This window comes from Methylotuvimicrobium buryatense (assembly GCF_005931095.1).
In the GTDB taxonomy this organism is placed as follows: domain Bacteria; phylum Pseudomonadota; class Gammaproteobacteria; order Methylococcales; family Methylomonadaceae; genus Methylotuvimicrobium; species Methylotuvimicrobium buryatense.
Genome location: NZ_CP035467.1, coordinates 931,272 through 948,188 on the forward strand (window position 1 = coordinate 931,272; position 16,917 = coordinate 948,188).

General features: G+C 48.5%; 14 protein-coding genes. 12 read left to right on the top strand and 2 right to left on the bottom strand.

All coding sequences use genetic code 11. The annotated features are described in order from the left end of the window. Positions 1-45: 45 nt before the first annotated feature. On the bottom strand, positions 46-2,418 hold the full coding sequence (locus tag EQU24_RS04465; protein ID WP_017840651.1) for a penicillin-binding protein 1A: 2,373 nt from the start codon (positions 2,416-2,418) through the stop codon (positions 46-48). Between the two features lie 833 nt (positions 2,419-3,251). Here EQU24_RS04465 and EQU24_RS04470 point away from each other — a divergent pair. The 11 genes from EQU24_RS04470 to tpx all read left to right on the top strand — a co-directional run bounded on the left by EQU24_RS04470 (position 3,252) and on the right by tpx (position 15,119). After that, positions 3,252-4,313, top strand: coding sequence for a pilus assembly protein PilM (locus tag EQU24_RS04470; RefSeq protein ID WP_026130159.1), 1,062 nt, complete (start codon positions 3,252-3,254; stop codon positions 4,311-4,313). Beyond that, entirely contained in the window at positions 4,313-4,876 is a 564-nt protein-coding gene (locus EQU24_RS04475) for a PilN domain-containing protein (protein ID WP_017840649.1), read from the top strand. Before EQU24_RS04470 ends, EQU24_RS04475 begins: the two co-directional genes overlap by 1 nt. After that, positions 4,876-5,511: a type IV pilus inner membrane component PilO gene (locus tag EQU24_RS04480; RefSeq protein WP_017840648.1), complete on the top strand. Its 636-nt coding sequence runs from the start codon at positions 4,876-4,878 to the stop codon at positions 5,509-5,511. The genes EQU24_RS04475 and EQU24_RS04480 overlap by 1 nt, the downstream gene beginning before the upstream one ends. Continuing rightward, a complete protein-coding gene (locus tag EQU24_RS04485) occupies positions 5,508-6,107 on the top strand; it encodes a pilus assembly protein PilP (RefSeq protein ID WP_017840647.1) in 600 nt (199 codons plus the stop codon). The genes EQU24_RS04480 and EQU24_RS04485 overlap by 4 nt, the downstream gene beginning before the upstream one ends. Positions 6,108-6,123: 16 nt before the next feature. Continuing rightward, positions 6,124-8,445 (top strand): type IV pilus secretin PilQ, encoded by a 2,322-nt coding sequence (locus tag EQU24_RS04490; RefSeq protein WP_017840646.1) that lies wholly within the window; start codon positions 6,124-6,126, stop codon positions 8,443-8,445. A gap of 77 nt (positions 8,446-8,522) precedes the next feature. Next, positions 8,523-8,756, top strand: a complete 234-nt coding sequence (locus tag EQU24_RS23210) for a shikimate kinase (protein ID WP_017840645.1) — start codon at positions 8,523-8,525, stop codon at positions 8,754-8,756. After that, positions 8,749-9,267 (top strand): shikimate kinase AroK, encoded by a 519-nt coding sequence (gene aroK / locus EQU24_RS04500; RefSeq protein WP_017840644.1) that lies wholly within the window; start codon positions 8,749-8,751, stop codon positions 9,265-9,267. Before EQU24_RS23210 ends, aroK begins: the two co-directional genes overlap by 8 nt. 525 nt (positions 9,268-9,792) lie before the next feature. Beyond that, positions 9,793-10,878: a 3-dehydroquinate synthase gene (gene aroB / locus EQU24_RS04505; protein WP_017840643.1), complete on the top strand. Its 1,086-nt coding sequence runs from the start codon at positions 9,793-9,795 to the stop codon at positions 10,876-10,878. Beyond that, positions 10,862-12,334 carry an SPOR domain-containing protein gene (locus tag EQU24_RS04510; RefSeq protein ID WP_017840642.1) on the top strand — a complete coding sequence of 491 codons (1,473 nt, stop codon included), beginning with the start codon at positions 10,862-10,864 and terminating at the stop codon, positions 12,332-12,334. Before aroB ends, EQU24_RS04510 begins: the two co-directional genes overlap by 17 nt. 1,007 nt (positions 12,335-13,341) lie before the next feature. Then, positions 13,342-14,409, top strand: coding sequence for a uroporphyrinogen decarboxylase (hemE, locus tag EQU24_RS04515; protein ID WP_017840641.1), 1,068 nt, complete (start codon positions 13,342-13,344; stop codon positions 14,407-14,409). 203 nt (positions 14,410-14,612) lie between these two features. Next, the gene (gene tpx / locus EQU24_RS04520) at positions 14,613-15,119 is read left to right on the top strand and encodes a thiol peroxidase (RefSeq protein ID WP_017840640.1); all 507 of its coding nucleotides are present in this window, start codon (positions 14,613-14,615) and stop codon (positions 15,117-15,119) included. A 17-nt stretch (positions 15,120-15,136) separates the two neighbouring features. Here tpx and EQU24_RS04525 read toward each other — a convergent pair whose 3' ends face one another. After that, positions 15,137-16,192 (bottom strand): hypothetical protein, encoded by a 1,056-nt coding sequence (locus tag EQU24_RS04525; protein WP_017840639.1) that lies wholly within the window; start codon positions 16,190-16,192, stop codon positions 15,137-15,139. A gap of 111 nt (positions 16,193-16,303) precedes the next feature. Between EQU24_RS04525 and EQU24_RS04530 the strand changes: the two genes are divergently transcribed. Continuing rightward, positions 16,304-16,894 (top strand): hypothetical protein, encoded by a 591-nt coding sequence (locus EQU24_RS04530; RefSeq protein WP_017840638.1) that lies wholly within the window; start codon positions 16,304-16,306, stop codon positions 16,892-16,894. Positions 16,895-16,917: the final 23 nt, after the last annotated feature.

Below are 16,917 nucleotides of genomic sequence, written 5' to 3' on the forward strand. Positions count from 1 at the left end.
CTCGCCACGAACGGCTTAACTTAATGGCATTGATGTTCTTAGGGGCTAAAACAGCGTTTCAATGGGATGTCTTTCGCTGAAATTGGCTTCTCCGGGTTCCGTGAATTCGAAATTCGTGTGCGAATGCATTTTGGCTTGTTGCGTCGTGTCGAAAAATTCCCATATGCCTCCCGGTATTTCTGCCGAAAGCATCATGCCGCTTTCTGCGTCGACATACATCTTTGCAACACCTTCCGGCTGCGTTAAAGGGATTTCCGGCTTATCGCGTAAAGCGGTTTGCATGAATTCCATCCACATCGGCAAGGCGGCGGCGCCGCCGGTTTCTTTGTCGCCCAAGCTGTTGAAATTGTCGAATCCTACCCATGCCGCGGCGGATACGGTGGCGCTATAACCGTTAAACCATGCGTCGCGGTGATCGTTGGTCGTGCCGGTTTTTCCGGCAAGGTCGGCGCGTCCGAGTTGTTTCGCTTTGACTGCGGTGCCTCTTTGTACAACGTCGCGTAGCAGAGAGTTCATTAAAAAACTAATTTGCGGCGTGATGATGCGTGGTGCTTGATTGATGAATGCCGGAGATTCGCTGGAGCAATCCAGGCAGGCGACTTGAGGATTGGCTTGATACAGTAATTTGCCGTCGCCGGACTCAATCCGGTCGATCAAGTAAGGCTCGACCAGAAAGCCGCCGTTCGCGAAGACTGCATAAGCGCGCGCCATCTGCAGTGGGGTGGCTTGGCCGCTGCCCAGCGCAAGCGTATAACTATTGGGTAGCTGATTCTTTTGAAACCCGAAACGCATGGCAGTCTCAATGACGGGCTTGATGCCTAAATTCATCAGCAAGCGAACTGAAATCAGGTTTTTGGATTGTCGAAGCGCCACTCTTAGGCTGGTCGGGCCGGAAAACTTTCGATTATAGTTCTCCGGACGCCATTCATGACCGGGCCTTGAGCCTTCCATTACAATAGGAGCATCGTTGACTAGCGATGCGGCCGTGTAACCGTTTTCCAAGGCTGCTGTATAGATAATGGGTTTAAAGCCCGATCCCGGTTGCCGGTTCGACTGTGTCACTCGATTGAATTTGTTGTGATTGAAGTCGTAACCGCCGGCTAATGCCAGTATCGCTCCGTCGATCGTATCGATGGCGACTAAAGCTCCTTCGGCTTCCGGTATTTGCGCTAAAGCCCAGGTTTTATCGTTCAGTCGTCTGACAAAAATAGCGTCGCCGGTTTTGAATAGGTCGCGGATGGATTGCGGCGCGGACCCTCGCGCGTTTCGTGAAATAAATTTGCGCGCCCATTTCATGTTCTTCCATGGTACTTCAACGGTTTTTCCGCCGCGTAATTGGACGATTGCTTTGTCGTTATCGATTTGTTTGATCAACGCCGGATAGCTGTCGCCGATGATCGGCATTTTGTCGATGTCGGTTTTTTGAGCGGGAGCATCGGGCAATTTAAAACGGTATCCGTGGCGCTCGTCATAGCTATGCACCGCATTTCTTAAAGCCCGTGTGGCTGCGTTTTGCAGAGGGCGGGTAATCGTCGTGTAGACTTTCATCCCCGAACCGTATGCTTGAGTTCCGTAAAGTTCAAGAATTTTTTGCCGGGCCATTTCTGCGATAAAAGGCGCCGACAGTTCGATGCCGCGATGAATCACTCTTGCTGTATTGGCTTCGGCGAGGGCGGCTTGGTAAGTTTGTTGGTCGATATAGCCGATTTTATGCATTCGGTATAATACATAGTCACGTCTTTCCATTGCCCGCGCAGGGTTAACGATAGGATTATAGGCCGAAGGGGCTTTTGGTAGGCCGGCTATCATTGCGGATTCCGCCAGCGTAAGGTCGTTTAATGATTTGCCGTAGTAAGTTTGGGCGGCAGCGGCAACGCCGTAGGAGCGTTGACCTAGATAGATCTTATTCAAATAAAGTTCGAGAATAGTATCTTTTGAAAAAATCTCTTCTATCTTGAGCGATAGAAGTATTTCTTTTAATTTGCGAGTGTAGGTTTTTTCGCGACTCAGTAGAAAGTTTCGTGTGACTTGCATCGTGATCGTGCTGCCGCCTTGTTCCTTTTTACCGGTGGCGGCTAGTTTCAAAGCGGCGCGAAATAGGCCTACAAAATCGACGCCTTGGTGTTCGTAAAAATGTTTGTCTTCGGCGGCTAGAAATGCATGAATTAGCTCTTTCGGAGCCTGGTCGATCGTGATAGGGCTACGTTTTTTTTCGCCGAATTCAGCGATTAAAAGATTATCTTTGCTATAAATTTGTAGCGGCGTTTGATAATGAACATCCTTTAATCGGTTAACATCGGGCAGTTCTTCGGAGATGCGCTCTAATAACAGATAGCCGTAAATCGCCGCTGATATCAGGCCGATTAGAAAAAGCACGCTGAGCCATTTAAAAAAGGTGATCAGTAATTTAATTATCACGAAGTATTCCGGTTTGTACCACTAAAGTAATTGTGCCGATGTTATTGTCTAGCTAACAAGTTGGTGACTAGTGTTTTGATTATATCGTCAGGTTCGATTGATTCTTAACGGATTGAATAAAAAGAAATCTGACATTGACTGTTGCTAAAAATATACTTGATTTGACTTTTGAGCAACACAAACTTTGATGAATGCTCGAAAATCATGTTATTTTGTTGCTGCCGCCGACACCTGCCAAGCGAGTTACCGAACCCTCAACAAAGCCCATAGTTCCAGGACGTTATTTATCACGAAATCCTTAGCTTGATGCGTATGGGGTATGCTCAAGCCCCGAACGTTTCGGTTCTTTGGTCACGGTTAAAACTTTTAGAATGGGATTGAAAACCTCGTTCTGCCATGGAGTGACGGCCATTCATATGGGTGAATATATCTTATGGACGGAGACTAAATCTTTGATTTTCGATACTGAAAATTTGTTTTTATCAGCTATGCGATATTGGTGATTCGAATTGAAAAAGCGATCGAAATCAAAGCGGAATGAATATTTTTTTATGTAATTTAAAAACACTACTATACTGGTGCCTGTGCAGTTTGATCGGGCGTATTGATGTTAGTGCCAGTGTTTCGGCGCTCTAATCCAACACTAAAGATGTGCTCTCGTTTTGATGGCTTATGTGCTTTTTATCATGACGCATTATCCTAAAAAGGGCAGTTTGAGGCTTAACCAGACCGGTGAAAGTGTTGTAGACCGCTCTTTTTAGGATTATCGATAACTAGATAGGCAGCAGAGTATTCGATGCAACAACAATTCAATGTTTTACAAGGGTTCCACGATGAACTGGTTTAGTCGCAAAAATGTGCCTGTAGTCGGAATCGACATTAGCACGGCAGCCGTTAAGTTATTGGAATTATCGAAAAACGGTCCTCGTTATCGAGTCGAAAGTTATGCTGTAGCGCCATTGCCGCAGGATGCCGTTATCGATAAAAATTTCGCGAATGTCGATGTAATCTCTGATGCGATCAAACAAGCCATCAAACAATCCGGAACGAAAGTCAAACATGCCTGCGTCGCGGTTGCGGGTTCGGCGGTCATGACCAAAATCATTACGATGCCCGCTAATTATTCGGACGAAGAAGTCTACGAACAAATCATGGTAGAGGCAGATCAATATGTGCCTTATGCTCTGGATGAGGTCAACCTGGATTTTGAAGTTCAAGGAAAAAACGCTAAAAACTCCGAAATGGTTGATGTGCTCTTGGTTGCATCCCGTCGTGAAAATGTCGAGGACCGCATCGAGGCCTTGGAAAAGGCTGGTTTAAAAGCCAAAATCATTGATGTCGAAGCGTTTGCGATGGAAAACGCCTTTGCGCTTATCTCCGATCAATTGCCCGGTTCAACCGAAGGGCAGACTATTGCTATCTCGGATATCGGTTCGACGATGGCGACTTTGAACGTCATTGCGAACGGTAGAACCATTTATACGCGCGAACAGGGCTTCGGCGGAAGGCAGTTGACCGATGAAATTCAACGACGCTACGGTTTGTCCTACGAAGAAGCCGGTCTTGCCAAGCGGCACGGCGGTCTTCCGGATAATTATATTATTGACGTATTGGAGCCATTCAAGAAGGCGATGGTTCAGCAAATCGCCCGATCGCTCCAATTTTTTGTTTCATCGAGCGCCAACCGAACGATCGATTCGATTATTTTGGCGGGTGGTTGTTCCTCGATACCCGGTGTCGATAAGTTGGTCGAGCAGAACTTGAGTATTCCCTGTTTTATTGCCAATCCGTTTATCAATATGGCTTTATCGAATCGAGTGAAACCGCAAAGTTTAAGTAGCGATGCGCCGGCTATGATGATTGCCTGCGGTCTTGCGCTAAGGAGTTTCGATTAATGGCCCGAATTAACCTGCTCCCTTGGCGAGCCGAGCTTAAAAAACAACAGCAACAGCAATTCTTGACTGCTGCTTTGTTGTCGATTGCCTTAACCTTGGTGTTGATTTTTGCGGTTCACATGCATTACGACGACGTAATGTCGTATCAGGAAAGTCGGAACCAAATGCTCAGGAATGAAATCGCTGCGGTCGACAAGAAAATTGCCGAAATTAAAAACATCGAAGAAAAGAAAACCGAATTACTGACTAAGATCGATGTGATTCAAAAGCTGCAGGAAAGTAGGCCCCTGATTGTACACCTGTTCGACGAAGTCGCTAGAAGGACTCCGGACGGCGTTTTTCTAACAAGCTTTGTGCAGTCCGATAAGGTATTGACGTTTAACGGCAAGACCGAATCGAATGCGCGGGTATCGGCGTTTATGCGGGCGATTGAGGCTTCAGAGTGGCTGCACAGTCCAAAGTTGAACATCATTCAGTCTCAACAAAAAACCAAAGTCGATCAGCTCAGCGATTTTATTCTTATCGCGAAACTGGGCGCGATTTCCGAAGATGAGAAAAACTGATGAATCTGTCTGAAATTAATTGGGATTTTAATGAGGCCGGGTCTTGGCCGACACCGGTTAAAGCCGTAGTCATTGCAATTGCGTGCGTACTCGTTGCGGTCGGCGGTTATTATTACGATACCGCCGATCAATTGGAAGCGTTGGAACGATTGGAACAAACTGAGCGGGATTTGAAGAGCAGCTTCGAGGTTAAACAAAAAAAAGCGATCAATCTGCCGGACTACAAAGCGCAGTTAGAACAGATCGAAGATTCGCTGACTGAAATCATCAAACAAATGCCGACTCGCTCCGAAGTGGCGAATTTATTGGTCGATATTTCACAGACCGGCTTGGCGAGCGGTTTGGAATTCAGACTGTTTAGGCCGACAGACCCGGTGCGCCGCGATTTTTATTGGGAACTGCCGATCAATATACAAGTTATCGGGCGTTACGAAGAGTTGGCTTTATTTGTGAGTGGCCTGGCTTCATTGCCGAGGATCGTGACGGTGCATAACGTTAAGATAACCCCTGTTTCTCAACAAGTTAAAGGCGAGTCGTCCGATAAAATGGTCATGGACGCCACGATCAAAACCTATAACGAGGGGGAGCAAGGACCCGGGCCGGCAAAGCCTCAGCAAAGAAGAGGTAGAAGATGAAGTCGAGTATTTTATCGGCAACCGATTCGAGGTCTCGGCAAAGTCGACATGGCGAACGCGGGTGGTTTCAACACGGCGCGATCGCGGCCTTAGGTTTGCTAAATCTGTTGTTACTGAGCGCTTGCTCGAGCGATGATAAGTCCGATTTGGTTCAGTATATCAATCAAGTCAAGGCGCGGCCGAAAACGCAAATCGAGCCGTTGCCTGAAATTAAAGTGATCGAACCGTTCATCTATAAACCGAGCGGTTTACGCGATCCGTTCCGGCCGATAGAAAAAGTAGTGGAAGCCGAACTTGTCGATGTCGGGACAGGTAGAGGGATTAGGCCGGATCCAATTCGGCGTAAGGAGCAATTGGAGTCCTATTCGCTGGACAGCTTGAGAATGGTGGGAACCATCACTAAGGATGCTGTGTTATGGGGCTTGATCAAAGCCGGTGACGGGACGATCCATCGGGTTCGACAAGGTAATTTCATGGGCAGGAATCACGGCAAGATTATTCGTATCAACGAGGACAAAATCGAATTGATGGAAATCGTTCCCGATAAGCCGGGAACATGGCGAGAACAGCAAACTTCATTGGCATTGTCCGAATGATGTTGGGGATTAAACAATGAGTATTCAAGGCAGCAATAACATGAACAGAGCGACCAAGCCGCTATGGAAAACAATCGTCGCGGGACTTTTCCTGTGTGTTTTTCAGTTTGCCGTTCAAGCGAATGAAACACAAATTCAAAATCTGGATTTTACCCGGTTGTCGGGAGGGCGCTTGCAGTTGCAATTGGAACTGGACGGACCCGCGCCGGCTCCTCGGGTTTTTCATACCGACAATCCCGCCAGAATTGCACTGGACTTTAGCGGCGTTAAAAGCGGTTTGTCCAAGAAAAAATTCCCGATCAATTTAGATGCGGCCGATAGCGTGTATGTCGCCGAATCCGGCGGTAGGCTACGAGTCGTCATTAATTTGACTTCTTCGGTGCCTTATGAGACACGCACAGAGGGTAACAAAGTGTTTGTCACGTTGGCTGGAGCCGCACAGGTTGAAGCGCCGGTCGTTCGTCCGGAGACCTCGATCGTGGCTACGGCTGCGCAACAAGCGAGAAGCGATGTGATGGCGCAGTTTTTGCCCGAGCAAGGTATCAATGGTTTGGATTTCAGGCGTGGACCTCGCGGCGAAGGGCGTATTCTGATTTCATTGGCCGAAGCGAATACGATGGTCAATACCCGTGAAATCGGCGGTAAGGTTGAAATTTACTTCGTCAACACCCGTTTGCCGGAACGCCTTTCGAAACGTTACGACGTATCCGAGTTCGCGACGCCGGTCAAATCGTTCGACGCGGTCAGTAGCCGTCAAGAAACCAAAATTACCGTCGATTTACAAAGCCCGCTTTACGAGTATTCTCAGTTCCAATCGGAAGGGTTGCTGACGGTCGAGTTTCGGCCGTTGACACAGGCCGAAAAAGACTTGAAAGACAGTCAGAAGGATCGATATACCGGCGATCGCTTGTCGCTTAATTTTCAAGATATCGAAATTCGTAGCGTAATCACGCTGCTATCCGAATTTACCGGACAGAACGTTGTCGCCGGCGACGAAGTAACCGGGCGGATAACCTTGAAACTCGACGACGTGCCTTGGGACGAGGCGTTGGATTTCATGATGATGACCAAAGGCCTTGAAAAATACCAAACAGGCAATGTCACATTGATCGCGCCGGTCGGCAAGATCAAGGAATATAAAGAGAAGCAGCGTGAAACCGAAAAAGTAGTCGAGCAATTGGAGCCGCTACGCACCGAGTACATCAAAATCAATTATGCCCGGGCGGAAAATTTCCGGAATTTGTTGTATGGCATGGATGCAGGATCCTTCGGGCAATGCGGTATGGGTGTCGGTCAAGGAGGCGGGGGTATTCAGGGTGGCCTAATGGGCGGTATGCAAGGCATGGGCGGTATGCAAGGTATGGGTGGTATGGGTGGTATGCAAGGTATAAGGGGAATGCAAGGTGCTGGTGGCGTGCAAGGTCGTACGGGAGGTGGTGACGACGATAGGTTTACGATGATGTCGCCGAGAGGTACTGTGGTAGTTGATGGGCGTACTAATACCCTAATTGTCAGGGAGACAGCCAGTCGGTTGGAGGAAATCAGAAAATTAATCGCGAAGCTCGATATCCCTGTGCGGCAGGTAATGATTGAGTCGAGAGTTGTAATTGCATCGAATAATTTTGCAAGAGACTTGGGGGTTCGATTTGGTGTGACAAAAGCCGCCGAGGTTGGTAGTGGTAAAAGTTTCGCATTAGGAGGGCGAGATCCTCGTCCTTCAGCAGGAATTGACGGAAGTTTGGATATGAGCTCTATGTTGGTAGATCTTGCCGCTTCAAATCCTTATGGGGCGCTAGGAATGACGCTGGCGAGAGCGGCTGATTATGTATTGAATTTAGAAATTACGGCGTTACAAGATGAAGGCAAGGCAGAATTGCTTTCTAATCCAAGAGTCATGACAACGGATCGTTGTCAGGCTTCAATTAAACTGGGTGAGCAAATTCCTTATCAAACAAGTAGTGCGAATACTGGACCGGTGACACAATTAATTGACGCAGTGTTAGAGCTGAACGTATTGCCGCAGATTACACCAAGTGGTAGTGTCATTATGGATTTAAGAGTTACCAAAGATGCACCAGGAAGAGCTGTGGGCGATCAAATTGGGATTGATACGCGTGAGATTCAAACCAATGTGCAGGTCATGGATGGCGAAACAGTCGTTTTAGGTGGCGTGTTTGAAGGGGATCAGAGAGAAGACATCGGTAAGATTCCATTTTTCGGTGATTTGCCGGGCATAGGCTTTTTATTCACGCGCACCGAGATTCTCGATAATAAAACAGAGCTATTGATTTTCGTAACCCCAAAAATCGTTCACGAGAATTTGTCGGGAGCCAACTAATTCCCTGCTTCTACTTCGGCTAAAAAGGGGGCATAATGCCCCCTTTTTTATGCGCGCGAAAAATTACTAGAAATCGCATGGCTAAATCGGAGAACATTTATCTCATCGGTCTAATGGGGGCCGGCAAAACGACAATCGGTAGGCTGTTGGCCAAATCGTTAAAAATGCCGTTTTACGACTTCTCGCTCCCAAGCTCCAGCTTGGGAGTGACTACCTGCAAGCTCCGCTTGCCGGGTGACGTCAAGCAGAGCTTGATGGGTATGCGTTCCCAAGCTAGAGCTTGGGAACGAGGGAAGAAATCGCATGGCTAAATCGGAGAACATTTATCTCATCGGTCTAATGGGGGCCGGCAAAACGACAATCGGCAGGCTATTGGCCAAATCGTTAAAAATGCCGTTTTACGATAGCGACAAGATTATCGAAGATTTGACCGGCGTCGATATTCCAACGATCTTCGAATTCGAAGGTGAGGTAGGTTTTCGGGATCGGGAACAAAAAGCGTTAGCTGGTTTGACGAAATTGACTCATGTCGTGTTGGCGACCGGCGGCGGTGCAGTTATCCGCGAAGAAAATCGGGAATGTCTCAAGGAAAACGGTTTTGTGGTTTATTTGCAATGTTCGGTGGATAGAATTTTGGAAAGAACCAAGCGCGATACGCAGCGGCCGTTACTGCAAACCGACAATCCGAGAGCGAAGTTGGAACAGTTGTTAATCGAGCGCGAGCCTTTATATTTGTCATGTGCCGATTATGTCGTCGATAGCGGCACATTACAGAGTAAGGCTGCGGTTAAAAATATATTGCAGCGTTATAGAGATTTATGAGGTGAAAGAGGAAAGGTGAAAGGTGAAAGGTGAAAGAGGGAAGAGGGAAGAGGGAAGCGCTGTAGGGTTCGCACCATGCCCCATTCGCCGAATTTATCTCATAATATTGGCTGCATTAAAACAAGTTAGATTGTGCCTCCCCTTTTGAAAAAGGGGGGATTGAGGGGATTTATTTCCCTGGTTCCCACCGTTCCAGCGTGGGAATGCACTTGGCAGGACGGGGTTTGTAACCCCGTCCGAAACGTTTCAACCGTGGCCGAAGCATATCGAAACGCTGGGGACGGGTTGAATAACCCGTCCCGCAGGAGGAATACATGCCGCAAAGGTGAAATAGGTCTTTTGTGGGAGCGATCCCTAGATCGCGATTTCGAAGCCGGAAAGTTTGGGTGACAATACATGGTGTCGAAGTCACATGGGTCAAGATTCCTCGTTCTCAACGCTCCAGCATGGGAATACATGCCGAAGGTGAAGGTTGAAATGAAAGTGCTTTTGCGACACAGAACATTAGGTGTATAACAAAAACAAATGAAAACATTACAAGTCGATTTAGGGCAGCGTAGTTATCCGATTTATATAGGCTCTCGTTTGCTGGAACAAGCCGATTTATTGACTCGGCATATTCGTTCAAAACAAGTATTGATTGTGACAAACGAAACGGTGGCGCCTTTATATTTGCAACAGGTGCTCGATAATCTGTCGGATTTTGTCGTCGAAACTGTTATTTTGCCGGACGGCGAACAATATAAAACGCTCGACTATTTGAATCGGATTTTCGATACTTTGTTGACCCACAAATTCAGTCGAAACGCCAGTTTGATTGCCTTGGGCGGCGGCGTTATCGGCGACATGGGCGGTTTTGCCGCCGCTTGTTACCAACGCGGCATTCCATTTATACAAATCCCGACCACGTTGTTGGCGCAAGTCGATTCGTCGGTCGGCGGAAAGACCGGCGTCAATCATCCGCTCGGCAAAAACATGATCGGCGCGTTTTATCAACCGCAATGCGTGATTGCCGATATGTCGGTCTTGTCGACATTGGACGACAGGCAATTGTCGGCAGGTATCGCCGAAGTGATCAAATACGGCTTGATACGCGAACCCGATTTTTTCGCATGGCTCGAGGACAATCTCGAATCCTTGCTCGATAGGGATGTCGAAGCCCTCGCGCATGCGGTCGAGCGCTCGTGCCGCAATAAAGCCGAAGTCGTTGCCGCCGATGAAAAAGAAGCCGATGTCAGGGCAACCTTGAATTTAGGCCACACCTTCGGTCACGCGATAGAAACCGGCATGGGTTATGGAAGCTATTTGCATGGCGAGGCGGTTGCGATCGGCACTTGCCAGGCGGCCGATTTATCAAGACGCAAAGGCTGGCTGACCGATGCCGACGTCGAGCGGATTATTCGATTGTTTAAGCGGGCTAGATTGCCGGTCGAGCCTCCGGCAGCGCTCGATGCTAACCGTTTTATCGAATTGATGGCCGTGGATAAAAAAAATGTCGACGGCAATATTCGTTTGATTTTGTTGAAAAGCATCGGCGAGGCAACCTTGCCGGTCGGTGTCGAAAAAGCATTATTGGTAGCGACGCTAAACGGATATGGTCGAAAAGGCTAATCAGGCTGCGAATAGGCCGTATGGCTTGGCAAAGCCGGCGATTAAATCGTTAATTACTGCCGAGCGCGCTCAAAAGTTCGAGTTATTGATTCATTTGATAATCAATTTTAATCGTCCGTTGATCGTTAACGGCCCGGCCGGCATCGGTAAGTCGACATTGCTGACGGTCTTGCGCGAGCAACGTCCGGTCGAAGGACATTATTATTTCATGGCCGGCGATCATCAGTTGAATTTTGCGGCGATTCAAGAGCGGTTGCGCAGTTTCTTGGAAACAGAACAGCCGGCTTGTAAAGGCTTTTCCCTGGATGATGCGATCGCATTGCTTGAACAGAAAAAACTTAAGTTGATCTTGATGATCGATAATGCCGGCGAATTGATACCCGGTTTGATCGATACTTTGTCGGAATATGCCTTAGCTAACCCGGCATTAAGAGTTATTTTTTCGCTAACTCAAGACGAACTGTATATTAAAAGTCGTTCGGACCGGTCTGTCGAGGATTGTCATTTTATCGAGCTGTTGCCGCTGTCGGAAAAACAATGCCGGGATTTTTTGCAAAATCTTTCCGGGAAGCCGGACGCGCCGATTTCATTTAATGCGGTCAGCGATAACATGGTGGAGTATGTCTACCGCGAAACGCATGGTATTCCAGGGAAAATTATTGCTGAATTGCCGCGCTTGTCCGATTTCGAACGGTTGGGGGCACCCGTCCGGTTTTCAATTGGGTTGTTTGCGCTTCTTGCGATCGCAGGTATCGCCTTCGTCGGCTGGGAGGCTTTAGCCCCTGAATCCGATCATGAATTAACGGAGTCTTTGCCGAGGTCGCAGCAACAGGCCTTGTCGGTTCCGTTGTTGGTTGAAAAGTTTGCCGGCAAACAGATGGTAAATGACCGCATCGTTACCGATGTCTCGGAACAAAAGCCTAAGATGACAAACGTCGTTGCGGCCCCGGTAGCGGCTGTACCAGACCGGAAAATCGAGACCACTGTGAAAAATGAAGCGATTAATTATCCTGAGGTGGTTTCTGAAGCCGCCGAAAACAGAAAGCCTGAGAGCCCAATCGCCGGTCCGAGTATAATTAAAGCCGAGCCTTTAGTGCCGACGGTCGCAGATGAAAAGATTGAGACAAAGCCGCAGGAGACGATAGATTCCAATCGCTCGGAAGATGACCGGACCTGGTTATTCAAGCAATCCTCGGATCATTTCACTTTGCAATTAATGGTATTATCGAGCCGACAGTCGATTGTCAATGTGCTGAACAAATATCAACACCTAAAACAAGACTTGAAGTATCTTGAAACTCGCATCGGCGGTAAAGAGAAATTTATTTTGCTGTACGGCTCGTTTAGTAGTCATGTCGAAGCCGAAAGGGCTACCGGAAAATTGCCGGCGGAATTCAAAGGGGCTTGGGTTAGGCGTTTCGCGGTTTTACAAAACGATATCAAAAACGCAAACTAAGTAACGCGCATGAAATAACTTGATCAAGGTGAGTATTCAGTCCCACAGTCATTCTCGTTCCCATGCTCTGCGTCATTGCCATTAAGTTAAGCCGTTCGTGGTGAGCCTGTCGAACCATGGACGACTAAACTTATCGACCCAGGATTTTTCCATTCACCCTTCGACAGGCTCAGGGCGAACGGAAAAATCCTTAACTTAATGGCAGTGATGCTCTGCGTGGGAATGCCTCAGTACCGCTCCAGCGGTACGAGACGCTAGAGCGTCTCGGGCTGCATTCCCACGCTGGAGCGTGGGAACGATAGGGGGTGTGAATAATTACTGATCAACAGCGACTCACTTCGTTTTCGCACCAGTGAGGGAATGCATGCCGGTCTTGCCTCGGTAGCCAAGTTATGGGTTCCCACGGAGGACCGTCACAGCCATTAAGTTAAACCGTCGTAAAAATAAGTAATTCTTGCGTTTCGGTTCTAATGTGCCTTAAAGGTTGCCATCCATGGCACTGGATTCCGCCAGTCCATGGCGGAATGACGGGTTTCCCTTAACTTAATGTCAGTGACGGAGGACCGTGGGAACCAGAAAAAATAAGTATTCTGCTGTTTCCCAAGCTGCTACTTGGGAAACCTATATGTGAAGCTCTAGCTTCGCGATACCATTGAAAAAGAATTGAAAGTATCTCTTTCAGTTAAATGGCAGTAACGCCGGGTCATGTGTGCCGGTAGCGTAGCCCGGATGGAGCGTAGCAAAATCCGGGAAGCTCGGAGCCACGCCATTCCCGTATTCCGTTGCGCTGCTTACGGGCTACATGAGCGGATTTGGGTTGGCCATTTTTAGCTTGATGCGTATGGGTTTGCAACCCCCGTCCCGCAGGAATATCGAATACTTTCACAGTCTCTCCAGCGTGTGAATGCATACAGTTATTTTTGGCGATATTCTTAAGCTTTGGATGGGGTCGATAGTAAATTTCAAGGCGATTCGCGCTTATTCCTTAAACAAGAAAATAAAACATAATGACGATATTACAAAACGATACTTTCCTCAGAGCCTTATTAAAACAACCGGTCGACAGAACGCCGGTCTGGATGATGCGTCAGGCAGGACGCTATTTGCCGGAGTATCGTAAAGTCCGCGAGCAAGCCGGGAGTTTCATGAATTTATGCACCAATCCGGAACTGGCTTGCGAAGTCACGCTGCAGCCGTTGGATCGCTATGCATTCGACGCGGCTATTTTGTTTTCCGATATTTTGACGATACCCGATGCAATGGGTTTGGGCCTAAGTTTTGCCGAAGGCGAAGGTCCTAGGTTCAGCAATCCGATTCGCTCGGCTGCCGATGTCGATAAATTGCCGATTCCCGATCCCGAGCAGGAATTGCGTTATGTGATCGATGCGGTTCGTTTAATTAGAACTTCGCTGCAAGGCCGCGTGCCGCTGATCGGTTTTTCCGGCAGTCCCTGGACATTGGCGACTTATATGGTCGAAGGAGGCAGCAGTAAAAGCTTTCAAAAGATCAAGTCGATGATGTATGAACAGCCTGGTGTTGTGCATCGCATGCTGGAGAAATTGGCAAAATCGGTGGCCTTGTATTTAAATGCGCAAATCGCGGCCGGCGCTCAGGCGGTGATGCTGTTCGATACTTGGGGTGGGATGTTGACTTCAGAGGATTATCTGGAATTCTCGTTACACTATGCCAAGTTGGTGCGCGAGCAATTGCAAACGGAAGCGGACGGCCGCAGGGTTCCGACAATTTTGTTTACGAAAGGCGGTGGGCTTTGGCTCGAAGCAATGGTCGATAGCGGTTACGATGCCTTGGGTCTGGATTGGCAAACCGATATCGGGTTAGCCAGAGCGCGCGTCGGCGACAAGGTGGCCTTGCAGGGCAACATGGATCCCGTAAGCCTGTATGCCAATCCGGATGTCATTCGCGCGAAAGTACAAAACGTACTGGAGCGTTACGGCCGCGGTTCCGGACATGTCTTCAATCTCGGGCACGGTATTTTGCCGGATATCAATCCGGAGCATGTCAAGGCGATGGTCGACGCGGTGCATGAGTTCAGCCCGGCTTATCATGCTCTTTGAGCCGTTTATTTCCTCGTTTCCATTGCTCTGGATGCTGTGAAAATATTGGCGAAAATCTATTCACCATGAAGCACATGAAGACCATGAAGAATAAGAAGTTAGGGAAGTTATCTACGTCTAAATCCTTGCACTGTCTCTCCAGCGAGGAAACGCATATGAGCCGAATTTATAATCAAGTAAATTTTAAAATCAGGACTTAAACAATGGCTACGATTAAATTTCAAGGTAAACCGATCAACACTTGCGGCGAGCTTCCTGCGATCGGATCCAAGGCGCCGGATTTTACTCTGGTCAACGGTAAACTCGCTGAAGTATCCTTGGCCAGCTATTCGGGCAAAAAGAAATGCCTGAATATCGTGCCCAGTCTCGATACGCCGACTTGTGCCGCGTCCGCAAGAAAATTCAATCAAAAAGCGGCAAGTTTGGAAAACGGCGTGGTATTGGTCGTTTCGGCCGATCTGCCGTTTGCTCAGGCGCGTTTTTGTCAGGTGGAAGGTGCCAGGGATATTGTGCCGTTATCGACCTTTCGTTCGAGTTTCGCGCGCGATTACGGCGTGGAGTTGGTCGATAGCGTGCTGGCCGGATTGACCGCACGAGCGATCGTGATCATCGACGAGGAGGATCGGGTAGTCTATACCGAGCTAGTTTCTGAATTGGCCGACGAGCCCGATTATGAGTCGGCGCTAGCGGCGATGCATGAAATAGACTGAAAATAATTCGGCAGGTTTCAAACCGCTAGGTCGATTTGTTGAACGGTGCCGACACGGCCGGTTTCGCTGAGGTAAATACTTGATGACAAAACCCGCCCGTCGAGACGGTTTTGAGCATTTTTAAGCTCGAAGGGGGTTTCGGTATTGCCCAGATAAATCGCGCCGACGTTTTTTTCGGCTAAGGTGTAGAGCTTGTCGTTGCCATTGGTATCCTTGGTCCAGACGCGCAAATGTTCATAAACCGCGTCGTTTTCATCTATCCAATGGTTGCCGTCCAGGTCGTGCGCGGCCAGTTCGGCGAAACCGTTACCGGTCGCCGGTCCAAACAATTCACTGCCGTTGTTGATGATGCCGTCGCCGTTTCGGTCGAGCGCTAAAAAGCCGCTACCGTGACCGACGAATGAAATTTGTTCGGAGCTGCCGTTCGATGTCAGGTCAAAACTGAATTTCATATCGGTCAACTTTGCGGCTTCCGCGTCGAAATTGATTACCAAAGGGTCTTTCATGACGGCGTCGCCCATTCGTAGGCTGACCGAATTTTCTTCGTAATATTCTCGGCTCATGACCAAATTAAGGTCGAAGGCGATTTCTTTGCCGTCTGTCGTTTTGATAAGTCCTTTGGCCGAAAATGCGCTGTGCTCGGCTTCGTAATAAGTTTCGCGGCGCTCATATTCCAAGCCGAATCCGGCCGGACGATCGGCAGTAGGCGCGTTGGCGGGCGGTGCGGTCCCCGGATCGATCGATCGGCTTGCTTCGAAGGCTTCCAAGCGGTTAATCCGGATTTCCTTGCCGGTCAAGGCCTCTATCATGCGTTTAATGATTTGATAGCGCGGTTCGTGTTCGAGCGCTTTGTCCAGGTCGATTTCGGCTTGTTGGGTTTCGGCGGCAGCCTTGCCTTCAGAGCTGAGCGTCACCCTGTCGGCCAAAGTGGGATTGAATGCCGTTTGAGCTTGTGAACCTAGGTTAACCGGACGCCGATTGCCGACCCAAAAGTTTAGGGATTCTTGCACGGAGTGCTGTTTAACCGATGTCTGTTGCGCGTTTAGCTGGATATTGGAGTGTTCGATTTTCATCGCTCTATCCTTAAAGATCGGGAATGTTAATTATTTTATCGGCGGAAATTGGCGAAGCTTGAGTGTAAAGGTAAGCTATGTTTATTTATGTATGTTAATTCGGAGTGATCGATGAATCCTAAAGTACTTGCTGTCATGATGATCCTTTCCGCTAGCTTGGCGGCATGTACAGTTGAACCGGTTCGGGAGCCGGTCGATGAGGAATTGGACGAGTTTTTTGTGTATCAAGCCGATCCGATGGAAACATCCGAAGATGTTCCATCGCCGACGCATATCAAAGAAGGCAGGGAGTTGCGGTTGGTTAGAGTCATGGAAGGCGGCGTTTGCAAAAACGAGCGGGAAGGGGTGGAAGGGCTGTTTTTGCTTTATGCCGATACCGACGATGTGGAGCGCATCAAAATGACGGAAGGCGCGCAGGTTTTCGGCAATTTCGAACGTGAAATAGAAACGATCTCCGCGGCTGCCTTACAAGAAACGATCAAAGGGATCTATCTTGGCGGCGATTCGATATTTCCCGACAGCCCGACCAGTCAGCAAAACATGCTTAATGAATTCGAATTGCAATTCGCGGACACGATCGAAAGCGCGATCGATGATTTTCAACAAAAAACTACGCTGACGATCGATATTCTGCCGTTTATCCCGTCATTATATTTCTACAGCGAAGGCTGCGAATTGGGCCATGAAGAAACCGGGGAATGAAATCGCCGTATATTGTACAGGTC